Below are 18,111 nucleotides of genomic sequence, written 5' to 3'. Positions count from 1 at the left end.
TTTTTGTTCTATAGGATAAAAATAATGGAGAAATATAATGTTCCGCTAGTAAATCATTAGCTAAGCGAGTATTTAAAAAATGAGGTCAGTAACTGGAATAAAACGTGAGATCTTGATAGTGAGCGAAAGTAAATGCCGCGCTAGACACAAGTAAAGCTACTATTCTTATACCAGAAAGTAATCCAGAACAAATTGGTGAAATAATTTAGCAGCGGGGGAAAGATAGCGATCTTTCACTACGGCCATACCTATTACTCGTTCGTAGGAAGCGTCTTCAATTTTCAATTTAGTCATTTTATCCATTTCTTCTCCGTAAGGTAAAATGGAGTATCCCAGTCCAGCAGCTATAAATCCTGCTACAGTAGCAACTTCATCACCTTCAAAGGAAATAATAGGTTTTAACCCTTCATTCTCGAAAATTTCGTCTGTTGTTTTGCGAAGTGCATAGCCTTTTTTTAGTGCTATAAAGGATTCGTTTGCTATTTCTTTTAACCGGATACTCTTTCGTGCTGCGAGGGGATGGTTTGTTTGCACTATAACAAATAATTCATCTCGCCAAAGTTCTGTCCATTCAATCGGATTTTCGTGTTCCATGGAAGCTAGCAAACATAAATCCAAACTGCCATGTTTTAGTTCTTTCAACTGTGTATGTGTATGATTCTGATGAAACTTAAACGTGATATGTGGATACTCCTTATGAAATGCCCGGATAATATTGGGAACTGTACTTGTTCCTAAAGTATGTAAAAATCCTAGTGAAACTTCTCCGTGTTCAGGATTAATAATATGTTGTATTTCCTCTAAACCTTGCTCCATTTCTTTCATAATATTATTGACCGTCATTAAAAACAGCTGACCGTATTTGTTTAATATAATAGAGCGACCTTGTCTGTCAAATAAAGGGACACCAATCTCTTTCTCTAAGCTTGCAATAGATCTGCTTAATGCGGGTTGAGAAATAGACAGGATTTCTGCTGCTTTCGTCATATGTTGAATCCTAGCAAGTGTCTGAAAATATTCCAATCGCTGCCATTCCATTTATATCATTCCTTTTCTTTCATTCATGCACAAAAGGTATTGTACTGATAAGAATAATAAATTATACATTATAAATAGTCAATGCTACTATTAGTTTAACGGACTAATAGTTTAATGAAATAAAGGGGATATTTAAGGTGAAAGTTGTAGCACCTAAGGCCTTTACATTAGAAGGCGGTAAAAGAGCAGTATTATTGCTTCATGGATTTACAGGGAGTACGAAGGATGTAAAAAGATTAGGGCAATATTTACAAAAAAGAGGCTATACTTGTCATGCGCCTATGTACAGAGGACATGGACTAACCCCAGAAGAATTATTATTAACTAGTCCATCCGAGTGGTGGCAGGATGTAGTAGATGGCTATAATCATTTAAAAAACTTAGGCTATGAGGAAATTGCAGTAGCAGGGATCTCCCTTGGAGGAGTTTTTTCATTGAAAGTGGCTGAAGAGTTCCCCGTAAAAGCGGTAGTATCTATGTGTGCTCCTATAAAAAGAAACAATACAGACGGATTGTTTGATCGGTTATATAACTATGCCAAAATTTATAAATCTTTTGAAGGCAAACCAACAGAAGTAATAATAGACGAATTAGAGACATTAAAAAACACCAACACCGAATCGCTTCATGGAGTTCATGAAATAACTGAAACGACCTGTGATGGCTTACAACGTATAAATTCTCCTATTTTAGTAATGCAAGGATCATTAGATGATGAGATATACCAAAAAAGTGCTTCTTATATTCATGAAACAGTTGAAACAGATGATAAAGAAATTATTTGGTATAAAGAATCTGGTCATATTATTACTCTTGGAAAAGAGAAAGAAAAAGTTTGCGAGGATGTTTACGAGTTTCTCAATCATATCGATTGGATTGCTTCTTAATAAGTTCATGATGAAACCTTTTACTTTAGTGCATGCAATTTTGTGCTTACTATGTAAAAGGTTTTTTCTTGTTGTGATTGTAGTATGATATGTAGTAATCATGATTCAGGAGGAATAACGTTGAGAATTATTAAAGTACTTTTTGGTATTATAATTTTTTTGGGCATTATTGTAGTAGGCGCATATTACTTTGGACCAAAGCTAGTTGCCGATCAAGTCATGGAGAAGATATCGCTAGAGTTACAGGGTAGTGGAGAATTAGAAATGATAAAAAATGAAATTGAAAATGATCCAGAACTTCAAGAATTTATAGCAGAAGGTAAGGATGTAGATAGTAGCAAACTACCATTTCAAACGAAAGAAGAGGCTACGAGAGCTTTGGTAACAAAGTTTGGTATAAGTGAAATTCAAGAAATCCAATTAAAAGCTCAAAATGGGATGACAGTAGAAGAAAAACAGGAAATATTTAATAAGTTAGAAAGTAATCTGACGGAGGAAGAAATGCTTGCCTTAAAAGTATTGGCCTATAAGGAACTGTTCAAATGATTATATGGGGGGTAACATAATATGAATCTTAAACTGAAGGAAGTATTAGAAACAGAGAAGACTATTTTGCAAAATCTTTACTCATTATATCTTCATGACCTTTCAAAATTTACTACACTCTTAGATATTGGAGAACAAGGGAACTTTGAGTATGAGGAAATTGATGATTTTTGGGAATTAGATGGACTTACCCCATATTTCATCCTTTTAGATAAAGACATTATTGGATTTATGCTACTACTGGAAAGACCATTCCTGAAAAAAGATTATGACTTCGGCATAAATGATCTATTTATATTAAATAAATACAAAGGCCAAGGTTTAGGCAGAAAAGCAATACAGGAACTATTCAAAGTTAAGAAAGGGAAGTACTTTGTCATTGAATTAATAGAAAATAGTCCCGCAGTTTCGTTTTGGAAAAACGTTTATAGCGACTTAAATATTCAGTATACAGAAAAACAAGATGTAGTGGATGATGAACAGTGCCTAATTCAGACATTTACTATTAAGTAGCAGGAATGAGCCGAAATAAGTTCATTTCAGGAGAAACTTGACATGCAATGAGAGGATAAACATATTTAGCTATAATTACCAGGTTACTATCTAAGTGTGTCGGGTAATATAACAAGGAGATGCTGAAGATCTCCCTTCGTATTCTCAAACAATAGTTGAGCCCCACTGTTGAAGCGGTGGGGCTTTTTGTATTTCAGCAAGGAATTTTAATGAATCTCAGTAAAATAGACCTGATCAGATCTATTTTCTAAATTCATTGTTCACATGCTCTCGAACGAGAAGTAGCTCGATTACATCTTGTGCGGAATAAGAATAAGAAGCGTGCTCAGGAACTAGTTCATTGTATTGTTTTACAATTTCATTGAGAGTTTGAACATAAAAATTATTTAAAGTTAGTTCATATTTTATCAACATATTCACCTACTTCTTTTTAGGAAGTATGTACCTATCAAATCAAATATATACAGGTGATTGGCTATTCGATGAGCCGAATCAAGCCTAATTTAAAGGAGTCGATTAATCAGATCAGCTTCCACCATTTTGAAAAAAATGGTTACTACACCATTACGCGCTTTTTGGAGAAATAATATTCGAGGATTTAAATTTTAGATTGCCTCTGCTATACATAATTACTTTATTTTTAATTTTGTTTAATAAGTCAAGTTTACCTTCATAATGAAAATGAGCATAATATCCAATCTGACGAATGGTAATTTTAGAAAAAATCTTTTTCCTTCCATCAGTAAGTCAATAAAATTATTTAGTTTTTTGTTGCTCTCGTTGTATGCAGACATTCTTTTTTTCTTTCAAACCACACAACAATGTGTTCGATATTGTTTATTGCTTAAGAATAGCCGTAGATGTAAGCTTTTAATAGAAATTACACACCATACTAGAGAGGAACGTGATCTATTTTGAAGAAAAAAATGATTATTTTATATATTGCTTTAGCAACACTTCTTATAATGATTGGTAAAAGTTTTATATTAAATGAAAGTGTCAAATATTATTTAGTTATTTTTATGTTCGTAGGCTTAGGACTTGCGCTATTACGTATTGGTGTAAACACTGCCATTAAAAAAATAAAAGGCAAGCATATCAGTATTAAAATCCTGTTTTTTGCGGTGCTTCTAGGTCTAGGTTTACCCTTTCAAAACTGGTTTCGAAAAAGTGTAATATTTGCGATGGATTCAGATTATATTTTGCCTTGTATTATTACAACTGCCGCAAGTGTTTTTTTCTTTACTATAATCTTTGGCTTACTTTTTCCAAAAGATCACAAAAATCATACCAAAAAATTAGAACAGTAAAAGTCTCTCCCACCACTACATTTTGATCACTTATTTTACATTGCGTAACATAAAGCTAATTTGTAGTGGTGAATGAATATACTTCAGAGAAAGACTCAAAAATTACCTACCTTCATAAAAGGAATTATCAAAAGAGATATAGGCGTTATCGTAATACTTTGAGTAAATCTTTTAGTTTTCATGAGGTAAAAATCTTACAAAATAATCTCTATCTTCTTTTGAAACACCAATTTCTATTAAACTATAATTGGTGTATTATTCTTTGATAACAAGAGCAAATAGCATATGGAGTCGATTAAATATGGATGGGTAAGGAAAGAGAATTACTTTTTCGCTAAATCTTTTATTCAAATATCATATGAAAGGTGATTTTCTATTTGAGTTATATAAAAGAATGGGTAACTTGAAGATTTGGAGTTTGTTTAACATGTTGCACAAAAATATTTTCGGTTGAACAAGAAAGTCACAAAAATCACAAAAGAGTAAGCAAAACTACGAAAACAGGTTATTAGCTTATGCTGTAAAATTGTTGTTATAATAGGATATGTGAAACTAAAAGAAAGAGGGCGAAACCATGAATGCATACGATGAGTATAAGCATTCACATCTTTCGTGAACCTTGGTGTATCAACGACGTTTATGAAGGGTAAATATTATCTTTTTAAAGAAAAAGTTACAAAAAGATAACATTTATCCTGGTTTTCTCCCAAACTTAGTTTTTTAAGATTTAATCCTTTAGTAAATCAGTAAATTTAGCATGCATTTTTTGTGAAGCATTATCTCTCATTCCACCAGTTACATGTAAATAAATTGCAGTCGTTGTTTTTGAATTTTTATGTCCAACACGATTCATAATGAAATTTAAATCCACTTCAGCTTCTGCTAACAAACTTATATGTGTGTGCCTCAAGATGTAAGTCCGGAATTGTTTTTTATAGTGTTTTTTCACCTAACCTCCGGACTGTTTGATTTAATGATTTAACAGTAGGGGGGATGGCATCTATATTCCCAAATACATAATCTGAAACAATCCATTCTCGAATTACACGATAATGAAATAACTCCTTCAACTTTTCAACAATAATATCATCAATATCAACTGTTCGAATACTACTAATGGTCTTGGGTGGAGTTAGATCAAAATCACCTCGTAGACTTTTCTTAGCGTAAGTAGTTTTGTTAATTCGAATACTTTTCTTTTCCAAATCAATATCTTCATATTTTAAAGCTATTGTTTCCCCTGGACGCATTCCTGTAAAGGCAATAGTATAGATTAATGTCCGATTCATTATATTTCGATGAGCATCTACAGTGTTTAAAAATACTTTTAATTCATCTGTTTCCAGATATAACTTTGATACATCTTCACCATTGGTCTCTTCGAGTGTTAGCTTCTTCTTTGGAACGAATACTGCTTCTACAGGATTTACTCCAATTACTCCAACTTCTTTTGCATAATTGAAAATCATCTTTGCAGCATTGTGAATTCCTCTAAGCGTATGGTAAGCTGTGCCTTTTTCAAATAAATCGTTTAATACTCGTTGTAATTTGAGGGTTGTTATCTCAGTCATCTTCAGCTGGGCTATATATTTATTAATTACAGTAATACAGTATGCCCGATATTCAACTGTAGTTTCCTTGTTTCCTTTTAAACGGTAAAGATTTAACCATTGATCGCTGAATTTATTAAATTTTACTTTCGAATCAAAGCTATGTGATTTTTTTATTTCTTCAATAGTCTTTTCAACTCTTTCTTTAGCTTCTCCTTTGCTTTTGCCACGCCTAGCTATTTGTTTGCGCTTTCCGGTATATGGATCAACCGGACCGTCCACGATACATCTCCACGTGGTTTTATTAATTTGTTTAAAATGCATTAATAATTACCATCCAGTTTTCTGTTACTTAGAGACACTTGATTGAATGATCTCCCACATGTTTTTTAGTTTTTCAACGTCATCTTCTTTGTTATTTGGTAAAGATTTATACCATAGTTGTAACGAGGGGTTAGTAGGGAATGGTTCTTGTAATTCAGGATTAAATTTCTCGTCATCCAAATATCCGGAAATTTTAATTAGTTTCATGTAATCATATTTATATGCTTTAGCTATTTGATGTAAAGTTTCTGGTGAAGGCTTTACTGGTTTGCCCGTTCGCTTATCAATTCCGTTTTCAAGAAGTGATAAATAAGAGTAACTAATATTCATCCGTTTAGCTGCCGTTCGTAATGACTCATCTCCTCGTAATTCCTTTAACAAATCAGCTAGTTTCATAGATATTATCCTTTCTCAAGATAGAATAAGCGTTCATCCTATTATCATTGTCGCTATGATTTTGAAGTGTGACGGTCACATCTGTTGTAGGAAACCCCCAATTTGTTAGTCTTCATTTAAGCTACCTATATAAGTTTTGCATAGTATTGCACACATACTGTTGCAATCTCTTTTCTGCAAACTCGCGCTCAACACCAAATTTCTCTTGGATCATCCATATTGCTTTAGCTTCCGTGTTAGGTAATTCTAGTGTATCTAACATAAAAGTTGGGATGCATGCGTGTTCAGCAAAACTATTAGCTTTCCATTCTTGATATTCTTTAAAAGGCTCTGACCGTTCGGAAGTTTTATAGCATGCATCCTAGAGTTGTTGTGAGGGTGGCTTATTGATAATGCACAGTTAACCAAGTTATGTTGAGTAGTAGGGTGGGCAATTGGATCAACTAACTATTTTCGAAATGATAAATGAATTTGATGATTCAAAATGTAATTGGATTGATATACTAGAAGAATTTGAGATATGCACTGTATTAGCGGTAATACCAGCTGAAGGTTTTAGTCCATTAGAAAATCCATACAAATACGGAAGTGATGAATACGAAAAGGCTAAAAAATATGGAGTGATTATACCTATGATATTTTCAGTCAAATTGGCCCTGGTGAAAAAGCGTGGCAAATTGCTTGCAATAGATTTAGAGATTACAGAGAAAACAACGAGCCTTGTTTGATGGAGATCCGCAGAACTAAGAGGAGTGATGATTTTAGACCATCTCAAGTGATTGATTACATTTGAATCAAAATGTGATTTTATGTATGAGGTAAATTTAAAAGTTTATTATGTCGGAGGCTAACCATTACTCATGACTGAGCATGGTTGCTGAAAGTCTGTCACGAAAGTAGATGATTGAGGATTGTCTCTACAATTAAGTAAATTAATTGTTTTAGAAACCTTTTCCAAATTCTCTTTCGATCTTTAGGCATGACTTTCACCTCCTTTTATGAAGATGATAATCCAAGAATAGGCTTTCCTCTTATTTTATTAGGTGGATACACATGATGCTATCTGTAGATCTATGAACCCTTATTTATTTCTACGTTCCATTCTATCTATTTTTCTAGTTAATTGCTCAATTTGCTTTTGCATACTTTCTATTTCTTTGGATTGATCCGATTGGTTTTGAGGGTTTTGATTATTTGTTTTTTCTAATTCTTGTAAAGTAATCCCTGCAGCGATTGTCTGAAGAGCATCGCCCAATGTAGAAAGTGTTGTTCCAACTAAATTAAGCTTAGCTACATAAATATCTGGTGATTCAGAATTTTCATCCATTTGATGATCAATTCCATTATTCATTTTTACACACCCTTAATTTTATTCTGATTACTAAATTAAATTAAGTGAAAAATAATTATTTAACCATAATTATAGGTTATGGTAATTGACTTGTTTTTTTAGATTTTCTATTTCAGTGTTTAAATAGTCAAGTTGTTTTTGCATGTTTTTACTTTCTGGAGTGTTACTTCGTTCTTGTTGTTGTCCATCAAATGTTGTAAGTACTTCTGCCATAGCAGCTAGGGCATCTGAAAGCGGAATTAAAGCGGCGTTGACTACCGGTAGAATAGATTGGTTGTCTGTTTGGAAATCTGAATTACTTTCTTCAAAATTTAAATTATTATTGTTCAAATCATTAGCCTCCATTGTTTACATTTTCAACTTATATTATTCAATATGTATTTTTTCGTGAAAGGTTTTATATTTTTTAGCGCAGTTCGACCAAGATATGTACTGAGGGAATAGAGGAGAAATTCATTCCCTCAGGGTAAATAGTGTCTACAAAACAGTTTATTCTTACCATCTTAATATAGGTAGGCGCTAAAAGTTGAAAGTAATTGGCAAGCCGAATAGTGTATTTTGTAAATTTTTTAATTTCTGTGTTTATTTCTGTAAGATAATATCGCAGTTTTTAGTGAAGCGTAATTCCCTATTGCAGCATAGCCATAAAACCATCCCATGAAAAGACCTGCAATAAAATGATGGCGGTGACTGATAAAAACTGAAATAAGAAGTCCTAATATTAAGGCTGTAAGAGGAACATATTTGGATTGTACTCGAAAAAGAATCTTAATTATTTGGGTAATGATTATGATTACGGGTATTGCGATTACAGCATCCCAAAAGTTTGTATGGATGGTTGGAAAATTCATTTAGTCACCTCTTAGATAGAGTGTCCAATTAATAAAAACCTAACCATGAAGAGCCTAAGTTTTTTCATAAGATAATGTCGAAGTACAACCATACGGAGGGGTAAAGAGTGAATGAGACCAGAGCCTAGATCGGCATAATCAGCAGGCTTCCCAGACTGCTTTCGGCTCTAGTTAAATAATTATAATCACAATATTGTTGTTTTATACAGGGAGGGACCTCTTCCATAAAGAAAGAGATCCCTTATAACTCAGTCTGCTTCTATTCGTAAAGCTTGAATGTCTTGGCAATCTACGATAAGTGTTGAACCAGGTTCTGTTTCTGGATCATTAAAGAAAGCACAGCAATTTTCCCGATCAAAGGCAATAAAGATAACATCTTCTAAAATTTGGCCACCGGATAAAAAAACATCAACTTCAGTCTGTGTTTGTAATCGTCTTAATTGGTCACAAATGCAACCTTTACATCGATTTCTATCATTCTCATTTGAATCTCTAAAACTCTCAGTAGACTGTCTATGTTTTCTACAGTCAAGTTTATTACATTCTGTACAACTCGAACTCATATTCAAGACCTCCTTTCCTGGCTATTAAAATCTAGCCTTACATTTATAAAGTATGATGTCGCCATGAAAAGAGATTGTACAATTTGTCCAAAAATAATAAAGAGATTAAATTTGGAGTCTTAAAACTATTTATTTTCAAGAGTTTCATAAAATAACGTAGTAAAGGAGTGAGTAAAATCTCAATCACTGAAGGTTTTACGAGTATACAAGAATCACAGTTTTTGAAAATGATCACATCTAATTTGGTTCCAGTGAAATTATTAAGGAAAAGAAGGGTGTTGCAACATTGATCAAGTGTAATGGTCAGCAATATGTTGTGCAGCATCCATCACATATGAGAAGTAATCAGTAGCGAATATTGTAAATAGGAGGTGAAGATATGAAAATTACAAATGAAGAAGTTACAAGTAAACAACATGGTTTAAAGGCTGAGTCGAATAACGAAATTTTAAATTCATTAGTAAAAGAGACGATCACTCTAAATGGACAACTAGGACAAATCTTCAAGAACAGAATTGATGAGTTGAAGCCAGTAATTGAAGTATTAAGAAAGAACAATTACTATTTTAAATACCCTGACAATGAATGTGAAGGGATGTCTACACGAGGCCCTATCATTGATTACAATAATAATCATTATTTTGTCTATTCCATTGATGAAGATTCTGTTTACAAAGTGAATAATTTTAACACAGATTCATCTGAGAAAATTCATTTTTCAAATTTCATCAAACAATGGGATTTTGAAAAAGCAATGAATGGATTAAATTATGTATTAGAATTGCAAGAACGCTTTGCAGAGATTCACAAGAAAAATCAAATTGATATGAGAGCATTGATAGATAAATATTCTTAATATAGCATCTCTCTCGAGGTGCTTTTTCTATGTCTAAAAAAGCAAATAGCATAATGGGGTGATGCCATTGATTGAAAAGAGATTAAATCCAAAAAGGAAACCGGTGCGGGTAGTTTTAGCTATTCTGGCGATTATGTACTAGATGTATAAAAAGGAGGCGACAAAGTGGGAATAGTAATTTATAGAAAATCAGACAACAAAGTTCTGTTAGAGGTAATACAACACCCTTTGTTTAATACGGAAGTATTTGACCGGTTTATTGAAACCGTTGGACACAAGGCTAGTGAATACGAAAAACTAGAAATAACAGCAGATGAAATGCCCCAAGCAATGCAGAAAGAAATAATCATTGTAGATGGTCAGATTACGTTTGGTGAGGATAAGAACCCGGTAGTACTTGAACTAGTAATTCCTTCTGAAGCAGATGCGTTAACAGACTATATCGTCGATGTAGACTACCGAGTAACAATGATTGAACTAGGTCTATAAAAATAGAATGGAGAATGCAAAATGAACTTAACTTTCAGAGCATGTGAATCACAAATTGAACGTCAGTCTTATATTTCAAAAGAGGATATGCGACAGAAACTAGATATTTTTCTAGTCGGTGATCGTATTACTCAAACACAATATGAAGAGTTAACAGAGCAATTAAGCATATAATAAGCTAGAGTTATTTGTTTTATTATTTGTAAATGATTGAAAAAATATATTTCACATATTTGGTATTTTAGTGTATTGTTAATAAAAGTGTTAATATTTAGGAGCTATTTGTTTTGAGTATTACGATAGTATTTGATTTTTACTTCAAACTCAAATATTTATCGTCTATATTTAGACAACTAGATTTTATTTGAGATTCTAATTAAAATACGAGGTGAAATTTAATGGAAAATCTAAAAGACTTTTTTAAAAATAATATAAGGTTTGTTTTAGGATTAATTGTTTACGTAGTTGGTATTTTTGTTATTCTTTCAATTAATTTTAATTCTTTTAACTTAACGCAAAAAATAATAATAACATCAATTGCTGCAATAATTTTTGTTGTTATAAATAAGTTGTTAAAAAGAAATAAAGTTAACAAAATCTAATATTTACCAAATTAGGTTCAAAATGTAAATTGGTGTGATATTATAAAAGAGAAAGGGGGAATTTTAAAATGAATAAGCTTTCTAAAAGTATATTATTAAAGTTAGGTATGGTGGTATCTATCGTTGTATTATCGGTGTTTGGAGGTTTTGTTGAAACTAATAAAACTAATGCTTATGACGAAGGTGATTCAGAGGATATAGCTACACTTGAAACTGCTTTAAGTTTAATTTTTGAAAAAGGTATTGTAACCGATAAAAATGGGTTTACGCTTGGTTATGATAGAGCGATTTTTGAGGAAGAATTAAATGGTTTTGAAGATTATCAAGAGATAATTCAAGGGATGGAAGAAGCAGGGTTATTTGTGGAGGTAAATGAGAAAGGGTTTGATGATTCTTCGGTAATTACTCCCCTAATAGTGGCATGCGAGTGGCATTTAATGAAGGAAAAACCTGAATTTATTGCAGCTGAGAATAAGTGTTTATTAGCAGGATTAAAAGCAAATTACGGTCCAACGACAGCTCTTTCGACAATAGCCAATTTGATTTCTGATAAAGAATTTACTTTAGCTGCTAAAAAAATAGTAGCCCTAGGCATTAAGTCTAATATAGCTGGAATTGCTGTAACTTTAGGAATTGTAATGTACAATTGTAATCAAGACTTAGAGAAGAAATTCCCTGGAAAAAGTAATTGTATGTAATTATATAAACTATACTTTAAGTAAAAAATCGAGGTCCAATAATTTGGGTCTCTTTATTTTTGGAGAATTATCGTGTACATTTTAACAAATCGTTTGTTGTTTTAGATTCAATAGTAAATTTTTTAATTAATCGTTTTACTAATAATAAGAGAACTTATTATTAGTTGCTTTTGGAACATATTGCATTGTAAGAAAAACTTAATAATCAACATTGAGGGCATCCATTGGGTGCTCTTTTTATTTGCCAAAAAGGGGTGAGAGGATGCCAGAAGGAGGCAACTCGTCTATGTTTGAAACAGTTAAAGTACATGGAGAAGAGATAGAGCAATTAAAGAAAGATAGAGAATATTTATTGAAGGGTCAAAACGCTCTGTTCGAATGGAAAAAGGAAATGGAAAAATGGCGACGTGAATCCGACGAAAATTATCATGACCTAAAGACGACCATTCTTACAGAAAACAAAGAAACGCGTTCTTTCTTTCAGTCAATTATGGATAAACAATGGGATTTGATAAAATCCTCAACTGGTATGCAACAGGAACTAAGAAAAGCTGACATCGACATGCAGCAGGAACAAAGGAAGGCAGACATAGAAATTAAAAAAGTTGATACTGAGATCAAACGGGATAATTGGGCAAAAGCTTGGGATTTCATGAAAACAATATTTTCAGCTGGTGGTATCATCTACCTGATACTTGAAGCAACTATTTTAAAATAAGAGGAGGAACTTATGATGACGGCAGTGTTATTATTTGCAACAGTAATTGTACCAATTGTTTTAGGAGTGGTGGAATTAATTAAAAGATCAACCTCGGAAACACTAAATAAGAATTTCATTCCACTCATCGCATTTGCGGTGGGTATTTTTATTGGATTCGCAGGTCAGATAATGAAATACACACTTGATAGTTTAGATGGAGATTTTGGCAAGTTTTTATTACTTGAGGATGAATTAGTGCAGTTATTGATTCCTAAAAATTTAATCAATCTTCATTTGGATGAAGGAGATATTGTTGAGATTATAAAGATCAATGAAACCTACAAAATTACACTTCTGCAAGGCGAAACAGATGATGCTACTGAAAAAGTAAGTAGTTTACTAGAAAAATTAAGAAATAATAAATAGTATTTTATAGCGATTTTCTCTTAATTGAGTTTGTCGCTTTTTTATTTGTCCAAAAATTACTAGTTATAAATTAGAATAAATGTTCTTGTGGTAAAAAAAGATGAAAGGTGGTTTCTATTTGTATTTATAAAACCTGTTTAACAAGTTGCACAAGAATACTTTTGGTTGCACAAGAAAGTCACGAAAATCACAAAAAAGTCACAAAAATCCTGAAAGAGTACGCAAATTGAGAAAACAGGGTATTAGCTAATGCTGGGAAAATGTTGTTATAATAGGATATGTGAAACTAATTGAAAGAAGGCGAAATCATGAATGCATACGATGAGTATATGAAAGGTATTGTAGGACCAATGAGAAGTGAATTAACGGGGGCAGGATTTAAAGAGCTTACTACACCTAAGGATGTACAAGAGCATATGTCTACAGCAAGTGGAGTTTCTTTAATCGTGATCAATTCCGTGTGTGGTTGTGCTGCTGGACTCGCTAGACCTGCAGTTGTTCATGCATTAAATGAGTTAGAAGTTAAGCCTGAAAACTTAGTTACTGTATTTGCTGGACAAGATCAAGAGGCTACTGCAACAATGCGAGGTTATTTTGAGGAGGTACCACCAAGTTCACCTTCTATTGCTATTTGGAAAGATGATAAGTTAGCTTACTTCATTCCACGTGAACAAATTGAAAGTAACTCGATGGAGACTATTAAAGATCATTTATCTGGTGTCCTTTCACAAGTTGTTTCTTCATGAACACCGTAATTACGACAGCTGGAAGAACGAATGAAGCGTATATTTTAAGAGCAAAAGGGATCGCCAAAGAGTTAAATTTACCTTTTATTCAACGGCACAAGAAATCAGTTTCTACTATACAACAAGAGCAGAATGCTAATGTACTTGTGGTGAACAAAGAGAGATTGGAACTGTATTCTTACGGTTTCACTTCTCCTTTTTTCTTTCACCCCAATTCTGCAGCTTTTCGATTGAAGAGACTCATGAATGGTGAGCAAGATTCATTTTTGGAAGCAACGCGTTTAGAGCGAGGTGACCATATTTTAGATATGACAGCTGGTCTGTGCTCCGATAGCATTATTGCTGCTTATGCGGTAGGTGATGAAGGGGTTGTGCGTGCATGCGAGAAGGAACCCCTTATAGCATATGTGGTCGATGTAGGGCTAAAAAATTATGAATCGAATAATGACACATTAGAAACTAGTATGCGGAGAATACATATAATTCATCAAGATGCAGTGGAATACACAAGAACGGTGCCATCCAATTCCTTTGATGTTGTTTATCTAGACCCAATGTTTGAAGAAGTTATTGAAGAGTCTTCCAATTTTCAAGCTTTAAGAGCAGCTGGTATTCACGATGCTTTAAACGTTGAGTGGATAGAAGAGGCTAAGAGAGTTGCAAGAAAGAGAGTTGTATTAAAAGCGCATTTCCGTTCTACGGTGTTTGAACAATTCGGGTTTGAAAGAGAAATAAGATTATCCTCCAAAATTCATTATGGAGTGATAAATTTATAATCTGGTCATATAAATAGAAAAGAGAGTCATGACGTTAGTCACGACTCTCGATATAACTTCCAATTAATCAGTAAAGCAAAGTGATGTTAAATATGCTATTAAAAATAAAAATCCGATACCAATAACTAATCCTAAATCCATCGTGATTTTCCTCCTTTGATAAAAAAAAGCTGTATGGAATGTTTACACATTTTATTGTACAATGAATAGTAAGAAGATGAAACCTTTAGTTCTTTAAAACGTTTAATAGAATGTAGAGTTTTACTAAAATTGCCCAATATAGAAGGTGAATAGGATGAAAAAGTGGTTCCAAAAGTCAATAATCATAACTGTTGCATTGCTAACATTTGGTCTAATATCTCCTAGTCATTTTATATGGGAGCAAATATTAGATACCAAGAGTCCTCCAAGGGCAATTTCTTCTGATGTAAGTGATTATGAACAAGTTACAATAACGGAAGAAGCTCCGACCTATGAACATATGGCAGTTGCTGCCAGAGAACAAGCATACATAAAGTTTGGTAATCGAATAGGACCAGTCATTCAAAATGAATTTGACGACGTTATTTTCCCTAAAATACAAGAGGTTATTGATATGACAATTGCAAAAGCTTCCAGTCAGGAAGTAACACGTTTGTCTATTTCTGAGAAGCCATCTGGAGATTATCACGAAAAGATTTTCAATATTTATAATGAAACTACAAGAAAAGACTTGATCCGTTTTCATGTAAGAACGGACAAAAAACCTTTAGAAGGATATTATTTCAATTTCCATTACCACTTGGCCGAAGATAAATATTCTAAACATTATGTGCTAGGTGACATATATTGGTCAAAAAACACACCACCAAAATGGTTATCCTAAAAAAGCCAAAACACTCATGTGAAAATGAGTGTTTTTTTGTTTGGATAGTGTATATAGAAATATACCCCCTCATTCTTCGTATTCATCAAATGGATTAAGTAAATAATTCTGCCCATAATATTTAGAAGCAGCTATTCCATCTTTCTGAAAAGCCCTCAATTCCCTAATCCGCACTCCGTTTAATATTAAAATACAAATACAGGTAAAATGAGAAATTACATAGCTACAATCGTATCTTCAGTATAGCTTTGCTTCAACAGCTGATCAAATATTTCCTTTTGATTGTAGTAACGGCCTTGACTTTATGATTACCAATCGAAATTAGAATATACTTTTTATGACGCTCTGGAGGTACTTTTGTACAAACTCAAAAGCCAAGAAGATAAGGTTCCCGTTTTTAAATTCCAGTCTACAAATGTGTAAGGTATGTAGAGAATCTAGTCCAAAGTTGAAGATAGAATAATACAATAAAGGAAGTTTTATGCTGGTTATTTAAAAATTTAATTTTATTTGTCTAATTTTTGGGGGGCGAAGGTATAAAAACTACCATGGAGTAAAAAGTAATCAAATCTCCGTAAAATATTAAGATTGGAATGATGAGGTGTCATGACAAAGAGATATAGTATTATACTCACTTTATTTTTAGTTGGAATAACTTTCTATCTTGGTTCTAATTTAAGGGCCTCAGCAGTTAAAGACCGATATCATTACGAAAATACTGGAGAGATAGTGTGGGAGATTAACACGAAAGAAAAGGTCGTGGCTCTTACATTTGACGACGGACCACATCCAAAATACACAGCAGAGATACTGGAAATTTTAGAGAAACATAATGCAAAGGCTACATTTTTTGTTGTTGGTGAACTTGCTGAAAAAAATCCAGATTTAATTTTACGCCAATACAACGAAGGTCATGAGATTGCAAATCATACTTATACTCATCATCCAAAAACAACGCTCTCTAAATTAGAATTAGAGTTAAAACAAACGGATGACTTAATTTTTAGTATAACGGGTTATCGTCCAGAGCTGTTCCGTCCAGTAGAAGGGCAATACACCGATCAAATGATTCAAAGTGTTGTAAAAAAAGGGTACCAAGTGGTGATGTGGTCTTGGCATCAAGATACCGAGGATTGGAAAAGTCCTGGAGTGCATCGTATAGAAAAAAAAGTATTAAATAATGTAGAGCCAGGGAATATCATTTTATTTCATGATGGTGGGGGAAATCGAAGTCAAACAGTTAAAGCTTTAGAAAAAATTATTGAGGAGCTCCAAAAACAAGATTATGTCTTTGTTACGGTGTCAGAACTCATAAAGATAAACAATAAACAAGAAAAATAGGTTTTTAAGAAGCTGTACCTTTAATGTACTAACGGCAATACTAGAGTCTAGAATGTTTAATGCGCGACCTGCCCATCCGTCTAACTTTTCAACGAGCAATTATTTAATAGAACAAAAAAGGTGAATATTACTCCAAATGCACCCCAAAACAATGCTATAATATACTAAAGTTATAAGTAATACAAATTCGAAACCTAATAAACGTTGATTTATCTAGGGCTAGTATTAAAATATTATACATTGCTAAATGGATTGGGTTTTGGTCAAAAAACACACCACCAAAATGGCTCTCATAGTGAGAGCTTTTTTGTATGAAAACGGAAAGAGGGATATGACATGGAGCAATACCTTACTTTGTGTAAACATATTATGAATAGTGGAGTTACAAAAGGAGATCGGACCGGAACTGGTACAAAAAGCGTTTTCGGTTATCAAATGCGCTTTGATCTGTCAGAAGGATTTCCTCTTCTTACCACAAAAAAGACGGCATTTCGTTTAGTAGTCAGCGAGCTACTATGGTTTTTAAAAGGTGATACAAATGTCAAAACACTTATACAAGCTAATAATCATATTTGGGATGAATGGGCGTTTGAAAAATGGGTAAACAGTGAAGAATATACGGGACCTGACATGACAAATTTTGGTGTTCGGGCAGCAAAGGATCCGGAATTTAAAAATGTTGTGCAACAGCAAATGGATCTATTCTGCGAAAAGATATTATCGGAAGATGCATTTGCAGAAGAATTTGGTGACTTAGGTCCAGTCTATGGCCGTCAATGGAGATCTTGGCCGACGATGGATGGTCAAACGATTGACCAATTGCGTAATGTTATAGAGCAGATTAAAGTAAATCCAGACTCTAGAAGACATATCATTACTGCATGGAACCCGGCAGAGGTAGATGAAATGGCTTTACCACCATGTCACGCCTTTATGCAATTTTATGTTGCAAATGGCAAGTTATCTTGTCAGCTCTATCAGCGTAGTGCGGATGTATTTTTAGGAGTTCCCTTTAATATTGCCTCATATGCTTTATTAACACATTTAATAGCTAAAGAATGCCATTTAGAAGTTGGAGAATTTGTACATACTTTAGGAGACGCTCATTTGTATGTAAATCATATGGAACAGGTGACAACTCAATTGGAAAGAGAGCCGCGTGCATTGCCACAACTTCTATTGAACGACCAAAAAGAGTCTATTTTTGATTTTGAAATAGAAGATATTGCCTTAGAGGGTTATGATCCGCATCCGCGAATTAAGGCACCAATTGCCGTATAAAA

The 18,111-nt window shown here is 33.3% G+C and carries 26 protein-coding genes and 1 pseudogene; 17 read left to right on the top strand and 10 right to left on the bottom strand.

Annotated elements, in window-relative coordinates; translation table 11 throughout:
* Positions 1–165: 165 nt before the first annotated feature.
* On the bottom strand, positions 166–1,038 hold the full coding sequence (locus BM260_RS01865; protein ID WP_093534436.1) for a LysR family transcriptional regulator: 873 nt from the start codon (positions 1,036–1,038) through the stop codon (positions 166–168).
* A 137-nt stretch (positions 1,039–1,175) separates the two neighbouring features.
* Here BM260_RS01865 and BM260_RS01860 point away from each other — a divergent pair, with 137 nt between their 5' ends.
* The 3 genes from BM260_RS01860 to BM260_RS01850 all read left to right on the top strand — a co-directional run bounded on the left by BM260_RS01860 (position 1,176) and on the right by BM260_RS01850 (position 2,984).
* Entirely contained in the window at positions 1,176–1,925 is a 750-nt protein-coding gene (locus tag BM260_RS01860; RefSeq protein WP_093534434.1) for an alpha/beta hydrolase, read from the top strand.
* Between the two features lie 120 nt (positions 1,926–2,045).
* The gene (locus BM260_RS01855; RefSeq protein ID WP_093534432.1) at positions 2,046–2,471 is read left to right on the top strand and encodes a hypothetical protein; all 426 of its coding nucleotides are present in this window, start codon (positions 2,046–2,048) and stop codon (positions 2,469–2,471) included.
* A 21-nt stretch (positions 2,472–2,492) separates the two neighbouring features.
* Positions 2,493–2,984, top strand: a complete 492-nt coding sequence (locus BM260_RS01850; protein WP_093534430.1) for a GNAT family N-acetyltransferase — start codon at positions 2,493–2,495, stop codon at positions 2,982–2,984.
* A 240-nt stretch (positions 2,985–3,224) separates the two neighbouring features.
* Here BM260_RS01850 and BM260_RS18320 read toward each other — a convergent pair whose 3' ends face one another.
* Positions 3,225–3,398 carry a hypothetical protein gene (locus BM260_RS18320; protein ID WP_175496158.1) on the bottom strand — a complete coding sequence of 58 codons (174 nt, stop codon included), beginning with the start codon at positions 3,396–3,398 and terminating at the stop codon, positions 3,225–3,227.
* A gap of 500 nt (positions 3,399–3,898) precedes the next feature.
* Between BM260_RS18320 and BM260_RS01845 the strand changes: the two genes are divergently transcribed.
* Entirely contained in the window at positions 3,899–4,294 is a 396-nt protein-coding gene (locus tag BM260_RS01845; protein ID WP_245762613.1) for an MFS transporter permease, read from the top strand.
* A gap of 727 nt (positions 4,295–5,021) precedes the next feature.
* Here the strand turns inward: BM260_RS01845 and BM260_RS18740 are convergent.
* From BM260_RS18740 to BM260_RS18910, 4 genes and pseudogenes are all read right to left on the bottom strand, one after another.
* Positions 5,022–5,243 carry a tyrosine-type recombinase/integrase gene (locus BM260_RS18740; protein ID WP_093534428.1) on the bottom strand — a complete coding sequence of 74 codons (222 nt, stop codon included), beginning with the start codon at positions 5,241–5,243 and terminating at the stop codon, positions 5,022–5,024.
* Positions 5,227–6,168 (bottom strand): site-specific integrase, encoded by a 942-nt coding sequence (locus tag BM260_RS01835; RefSeq protein WP_093534426.1) that lies wholly within the window; start codon positions 6,166–6,168, stop codon positions 5,227–5,229. Before BM260_RS01835 ends, BM260_RS18740 begins: the two co-directional genes overlap by 17 nt.
* Positions 6,169–6,192: 24 nt before the next feature.
* Positions 6,193–6,564, bottom strand: coding sequence for a helix-turn-helix domain-containing protein (locus BM260_RS01830; protein ID WP_093534424.1), 372 nt, complete (start codon positions 6,562–6,564; stop codon positions 6,193–6,195).
* A 121-nt stretch (positions 6,565–6,685) separates the two neighbouring features.
* Positions 6,686–6,892: pseudogene (locus BM260_RS18910) on the bottom strand (ImmA/IrrE family metallo-endopeptidase); the annotation flags it as partial.
* Between the two features lie 106 nt (positions 6,893–6,998).
* Between BM260_RS18910 and BM260_RS01825 the strand changes: the two are divergent.
* A complete protein-coding gene (locus tag BM260_RS01825) occupies positions 6,999–7,292 on the top strand; it encodes a hypothetical protein (protein WP_093534422.1) in 294 nt (97 codons plus the stop codon).
* A gap of 353 nt (positions 7,293–7,645) precedes the next feature.
* Here BM260_RS01825 and BM260_RS01820 read toward each other — a convergent pair whose 3' ends face one another.
* The 4 genes from BM260_RS01820 to BM260_RS01805 form a co-directional block, all read right to left on the bottom strand.
* Positions 7,646–7,915: a hypothetical protein gene (locus tag BM260_RS01820; protein WP_093534420.1), complete on the bottom strand. Its 270-nt coding sequence runs from the start codon at positions 7,913–7,915 to the stop codon at positions 7,646–7,648.
* Between the two features lie 69 nt (positions 7,916–7,984).
* Entirely contained in the window at positions 7,985–8,245 is a 261-nt protein-coding gene (locus BM260_RS01815; protein ID WP_093534418.1) for a hypothetical protein, read from the bottom strand.
* Positions 8,246–8,484: 239 nt separating this feature from the next.
* Positions 8,485–8,766: a hypothetical protein gene (locus tag BM260_RS01810; RefSeq protein ID WP_093534416.1), complete on the bottom strand. Its 282-nt coding sequence runs from the start codon at positions 8,764–8,766 to the stop codon at positions 8,485–8,487.
* Between the two features lie 248 nt (positions 8,767–9,014).
* A complete protein-coding gene (locus BM260_RS01805; protein ID WP_093535676.1) occupies positions 9,015–9,218 on the bottom strand; it encodes a hydrolase in 204 nt (67 codons plus the stop codon).
* 490 nt (positions 9,219–9,708) lie between these two features.
* On the opposite strand from BM260_RS01805, the gene BM260_RS01800 reads away from it, so the two are divergent.
* The 12 genes from BM260_RS01800 to BM260_RS01750 all read left to right on the top strand — a co-directional run bounded on the left by BM260_RS01800 (position 9,709) and on the right by BM260_RS01750 (position 18,109).
* Positions 9,709–10,185 carry a hypothetical protein gene (locus BM260_RS01800; protein WP_093534414.1) on the top strand — a complete coding sequence of 159 codons (477 nt, stop codon included), beginning with the start codon at positions 9,709–9,711 and terminating at the stop codon, positions 10,183–10,185.
* A gap of 165 nt (positions 10,186–10,350) precedes the next feature.
* Positions 10,351–10,674, top strand: coding sequence for a hypothetical protein (locus tag BM260_RS01795; protein ID WP_093534412.1), 324 nt, complete (start codon positions 10,351–10,353; stop codon positions 10,672–10,674).
* 21 nt (positions 10,675–10,695) lie between these two features.
* On the top strand, positions 10,696–10,848 hold the full coding sequence (locus BM260_RS18315; RefSeq protein ID WP_175496156.1) for a hypothetical protein: 153 nt from the start codon (positions 10,696–10,698) through the stop codon (positions 10,846–10,848).
* 224 nt (positions 10,849–11,072) lie between these two features.
* Positions 11,073–11,276, top strand: coding sequence for a hypothetical protein (locus BM260_RS01790; protein ID WP_093534410.1), 204 nt, complete (start codon positions 11,073–11,075; stop codon positions 11,274–11,276).
* Between the two features lie 68 nt (positions 11,277–11,344).
* Positions 11,345–11,974, top strand: coding sequence for a hypothetical protein (locus BM260_RS01785; protein ID WP_093534408.1), 630 nt, complete (start codon positions 11,345–11,347; stop codon positions 11,972–11,974).
* 286 nt (positions 11,975–12,260) lie between these two features.
* A complete protein-coding gene (locus tag BM260_RS01780; protein ID WP_093534406.1) occupies positions 12,261–12,692 on the top strand; it encodes a hypothetical protein in 432 nt (143 codons plus the stop codon).
* Positions 12,693–12,707: 15 nt separating this feature from the next.
* Complete coding sequence (locus BM260_RS01775; RefSeq protein WP_093534403.1) at positions 12,708–13,100, top strand: hypothetical protein; 393 nt, start codon at positions 12,708–12,710, stop codon at positions 13,098–13,100.
* A 308-nt stretch (positions 13,101–13,408) separates the two neighbouring features.
* Positions 13,409–13,846, top strand: coding sequence for a BrxA/BrxB family bacilliredoxin (locus tag BM260_RS01770; RefSeq protein ID WP_093534401.1), 438 nt, complete (start codon positions 13,409–13,411; stop codon positions 13,844–13,846).
* Positions 13,843–14,622, top strand: a complete 780-nt coding sequence (locus BM260_RS01765) for a class I SAM-dependent methyltransferase (RefSeq protein WP_093534399.1) — start codon at positions 13,843–13,845, stop codon at positions 14,620–14,622. Before BM260_RS01770 ends, BM260_RS01765 begins: the two co-directional genes overlap by 4 nt.
* A 295-nt stretch (positions 14,623–14,917) precedes the next feature.
* Positions 14,918–15,487, top strand: coding sequence for a YpjP family protein (locus tag BM260_RS01760; protein WP_093534397.1), 570 nt, complete (start codon positions 14,918–14,920; stop codon positions 15,485–15,487).
* A gap of 606 nt (positions 15,488–16,093) precedes the next feature.
* A complete protein-coding gene (locus tag BM260_RS01755; protein ID WP_093534395.1) occupies positions 16,094–16,828 on the top strand; it encodes a polysaccharide deacetylase family protein in 735 nt (244 codons plus the stop codon).
* Positions 16,829–17,164: 336 nt separating this feature from the next.
* Complete coding sequence (locus BM260_RS01750) at positions 17,165–18,109, top strand: thymidylate synthase (RefSeq protein ID WP_093534393.1); 945 nt, start codon at positions 17,165–17,167, stop codon at positions 18,107–18,109.
* The last annotated feature ends 2 nt before the right edge of the window (positions 18,110–18,111 follow it).

This window comes from Psychrobacillus psychrotolerans (assembly GCF_900115805.1).
GTDB classification, from domain to species: domain Bacteria; phylum Bacillota; class Bacilli; order Bacillales_A; family Planococcaceae; genus Psychrobacillus; species Psychrobacillus psychrotolerans.
This window is presented reverse-complemented; position numbering and strand designations above follow the sequence as displayed.

Coding starts and splice junctions, on each gene's coding strand:
- BM260_RS01865 (WP_093534436.1), bottom strand. CDS start 1,038: ATGGAATGGCAGCGATTGGAATATTTTCAGACACTTGCTAGGATTCAA.
- BM260_RS01850 (WP_093534430.1), top strand. CDS start 2,493: ATGAATCTTAAACTGAAGGAAGTATTAGAAACAGAGAAGACTATTTTG.
- BM260_RS18320 (WP_175496158.1), bottom strand. CDS start 3,398: ATGTTGATAAAATATGAACTAACTTTAAATAATTTTTATGTTCAAACT.
- BM260_RS01835 (WP_093534426.1), bottom strand. CDS start 6,168: ATGCATTTTAAACAAATTAATAAAACCACGTGGAGATGTATCGTGGAC.
- BM260_RS01830 (WP_093534424.1), bottom strand. CDS start 6,564: ATGAAACTAGCTGATTTGTTAAAGGAATTACGAGGAGATGAGTCATTA.
- BM260_RS01820 (WP_093534420.1), bottom strand. CDS start 7,915: ATGAATAATGGAATTGATCATCAAATGGATGAAAATTCTGAATCACCA.
- BM260_RS01810 (WP_093534416.1), bottom strand. CDS start 8,766: ATGAATTTTCCAACCATCCATACAAACTTTTGGGATGCTGTAATCGCA.
- BM260_RS01800 (WP_093534414.1), top strand. CDS start 9,709: ATGAAAATTACAAATGAAGAAGTTACAAGTAAACAACATGGTTTAAAG.
- BM260_RS18315 (WP_175496156.1), top strand. CDS start 10,696: ATGAACTTAACTTTCAGAGCATGTGAATCACAAATTGAACGTCAGTCT.
- BM260_RS01790 (WP_093534410.1), top strand. CDS start 11,073: ATGGAAAATCTAAAAGACTTTTTTAAAAATAATATAAGGTTTGTTTTA.
- BM260_RS01785 (WP_093534408.1), top strand. CDS start 11,345: ATGAATAAGCTTTCTAAAAGTATATTATTAAAGTTAGGTATGGTGGTA.
- BM260_RS01780 (WP_093534406.1), top strand. CDS start 12,261: ATGTTTGAAACAGTTAAAGTACATGGAGAAGAGATAGAGCAATTAAAG.
- BM260_RS01775 (WP_093534403.1), top strand. CDS start 12,708: ATGACGGCAGTGTTATTATTTGCAACAGTAATTGTACCAATTGTTTTA.
- BM260_RS01770 (WP_093534401.1), top strand. CDS start 13,409: ATGAATGCATACGATGAGTATATGAAAGGTATTGTAGGACCAATGAGA.
- BM260_RS01765 (WP_093534399.1), top strand. CDS start 13,843: ATGAACACCGTAATTACGACAGCTGGAAGAACGAATGAAGCGTATATT.
- BM260_RS01760 (WP_093534397.1), top strand. CDS start 14,918: ATGAAAAAGTGGTTCCAAAAGTCAATAATCATAACTGTTGCATTGCTA.
- BM260_RS01755 (WP_093534395.1), top strand. CDS start 16,094: ATGACAAAGAGATATAGTATTATACTCACTTTATTTTTAGTTGGAATA.
- BM260_RS01750 (WP_093534393.1), top strand. CDS start 17,165: ATGGAGCAATACCTTACTTTGTGTAAACATATTATGAATAGTGGAGTT.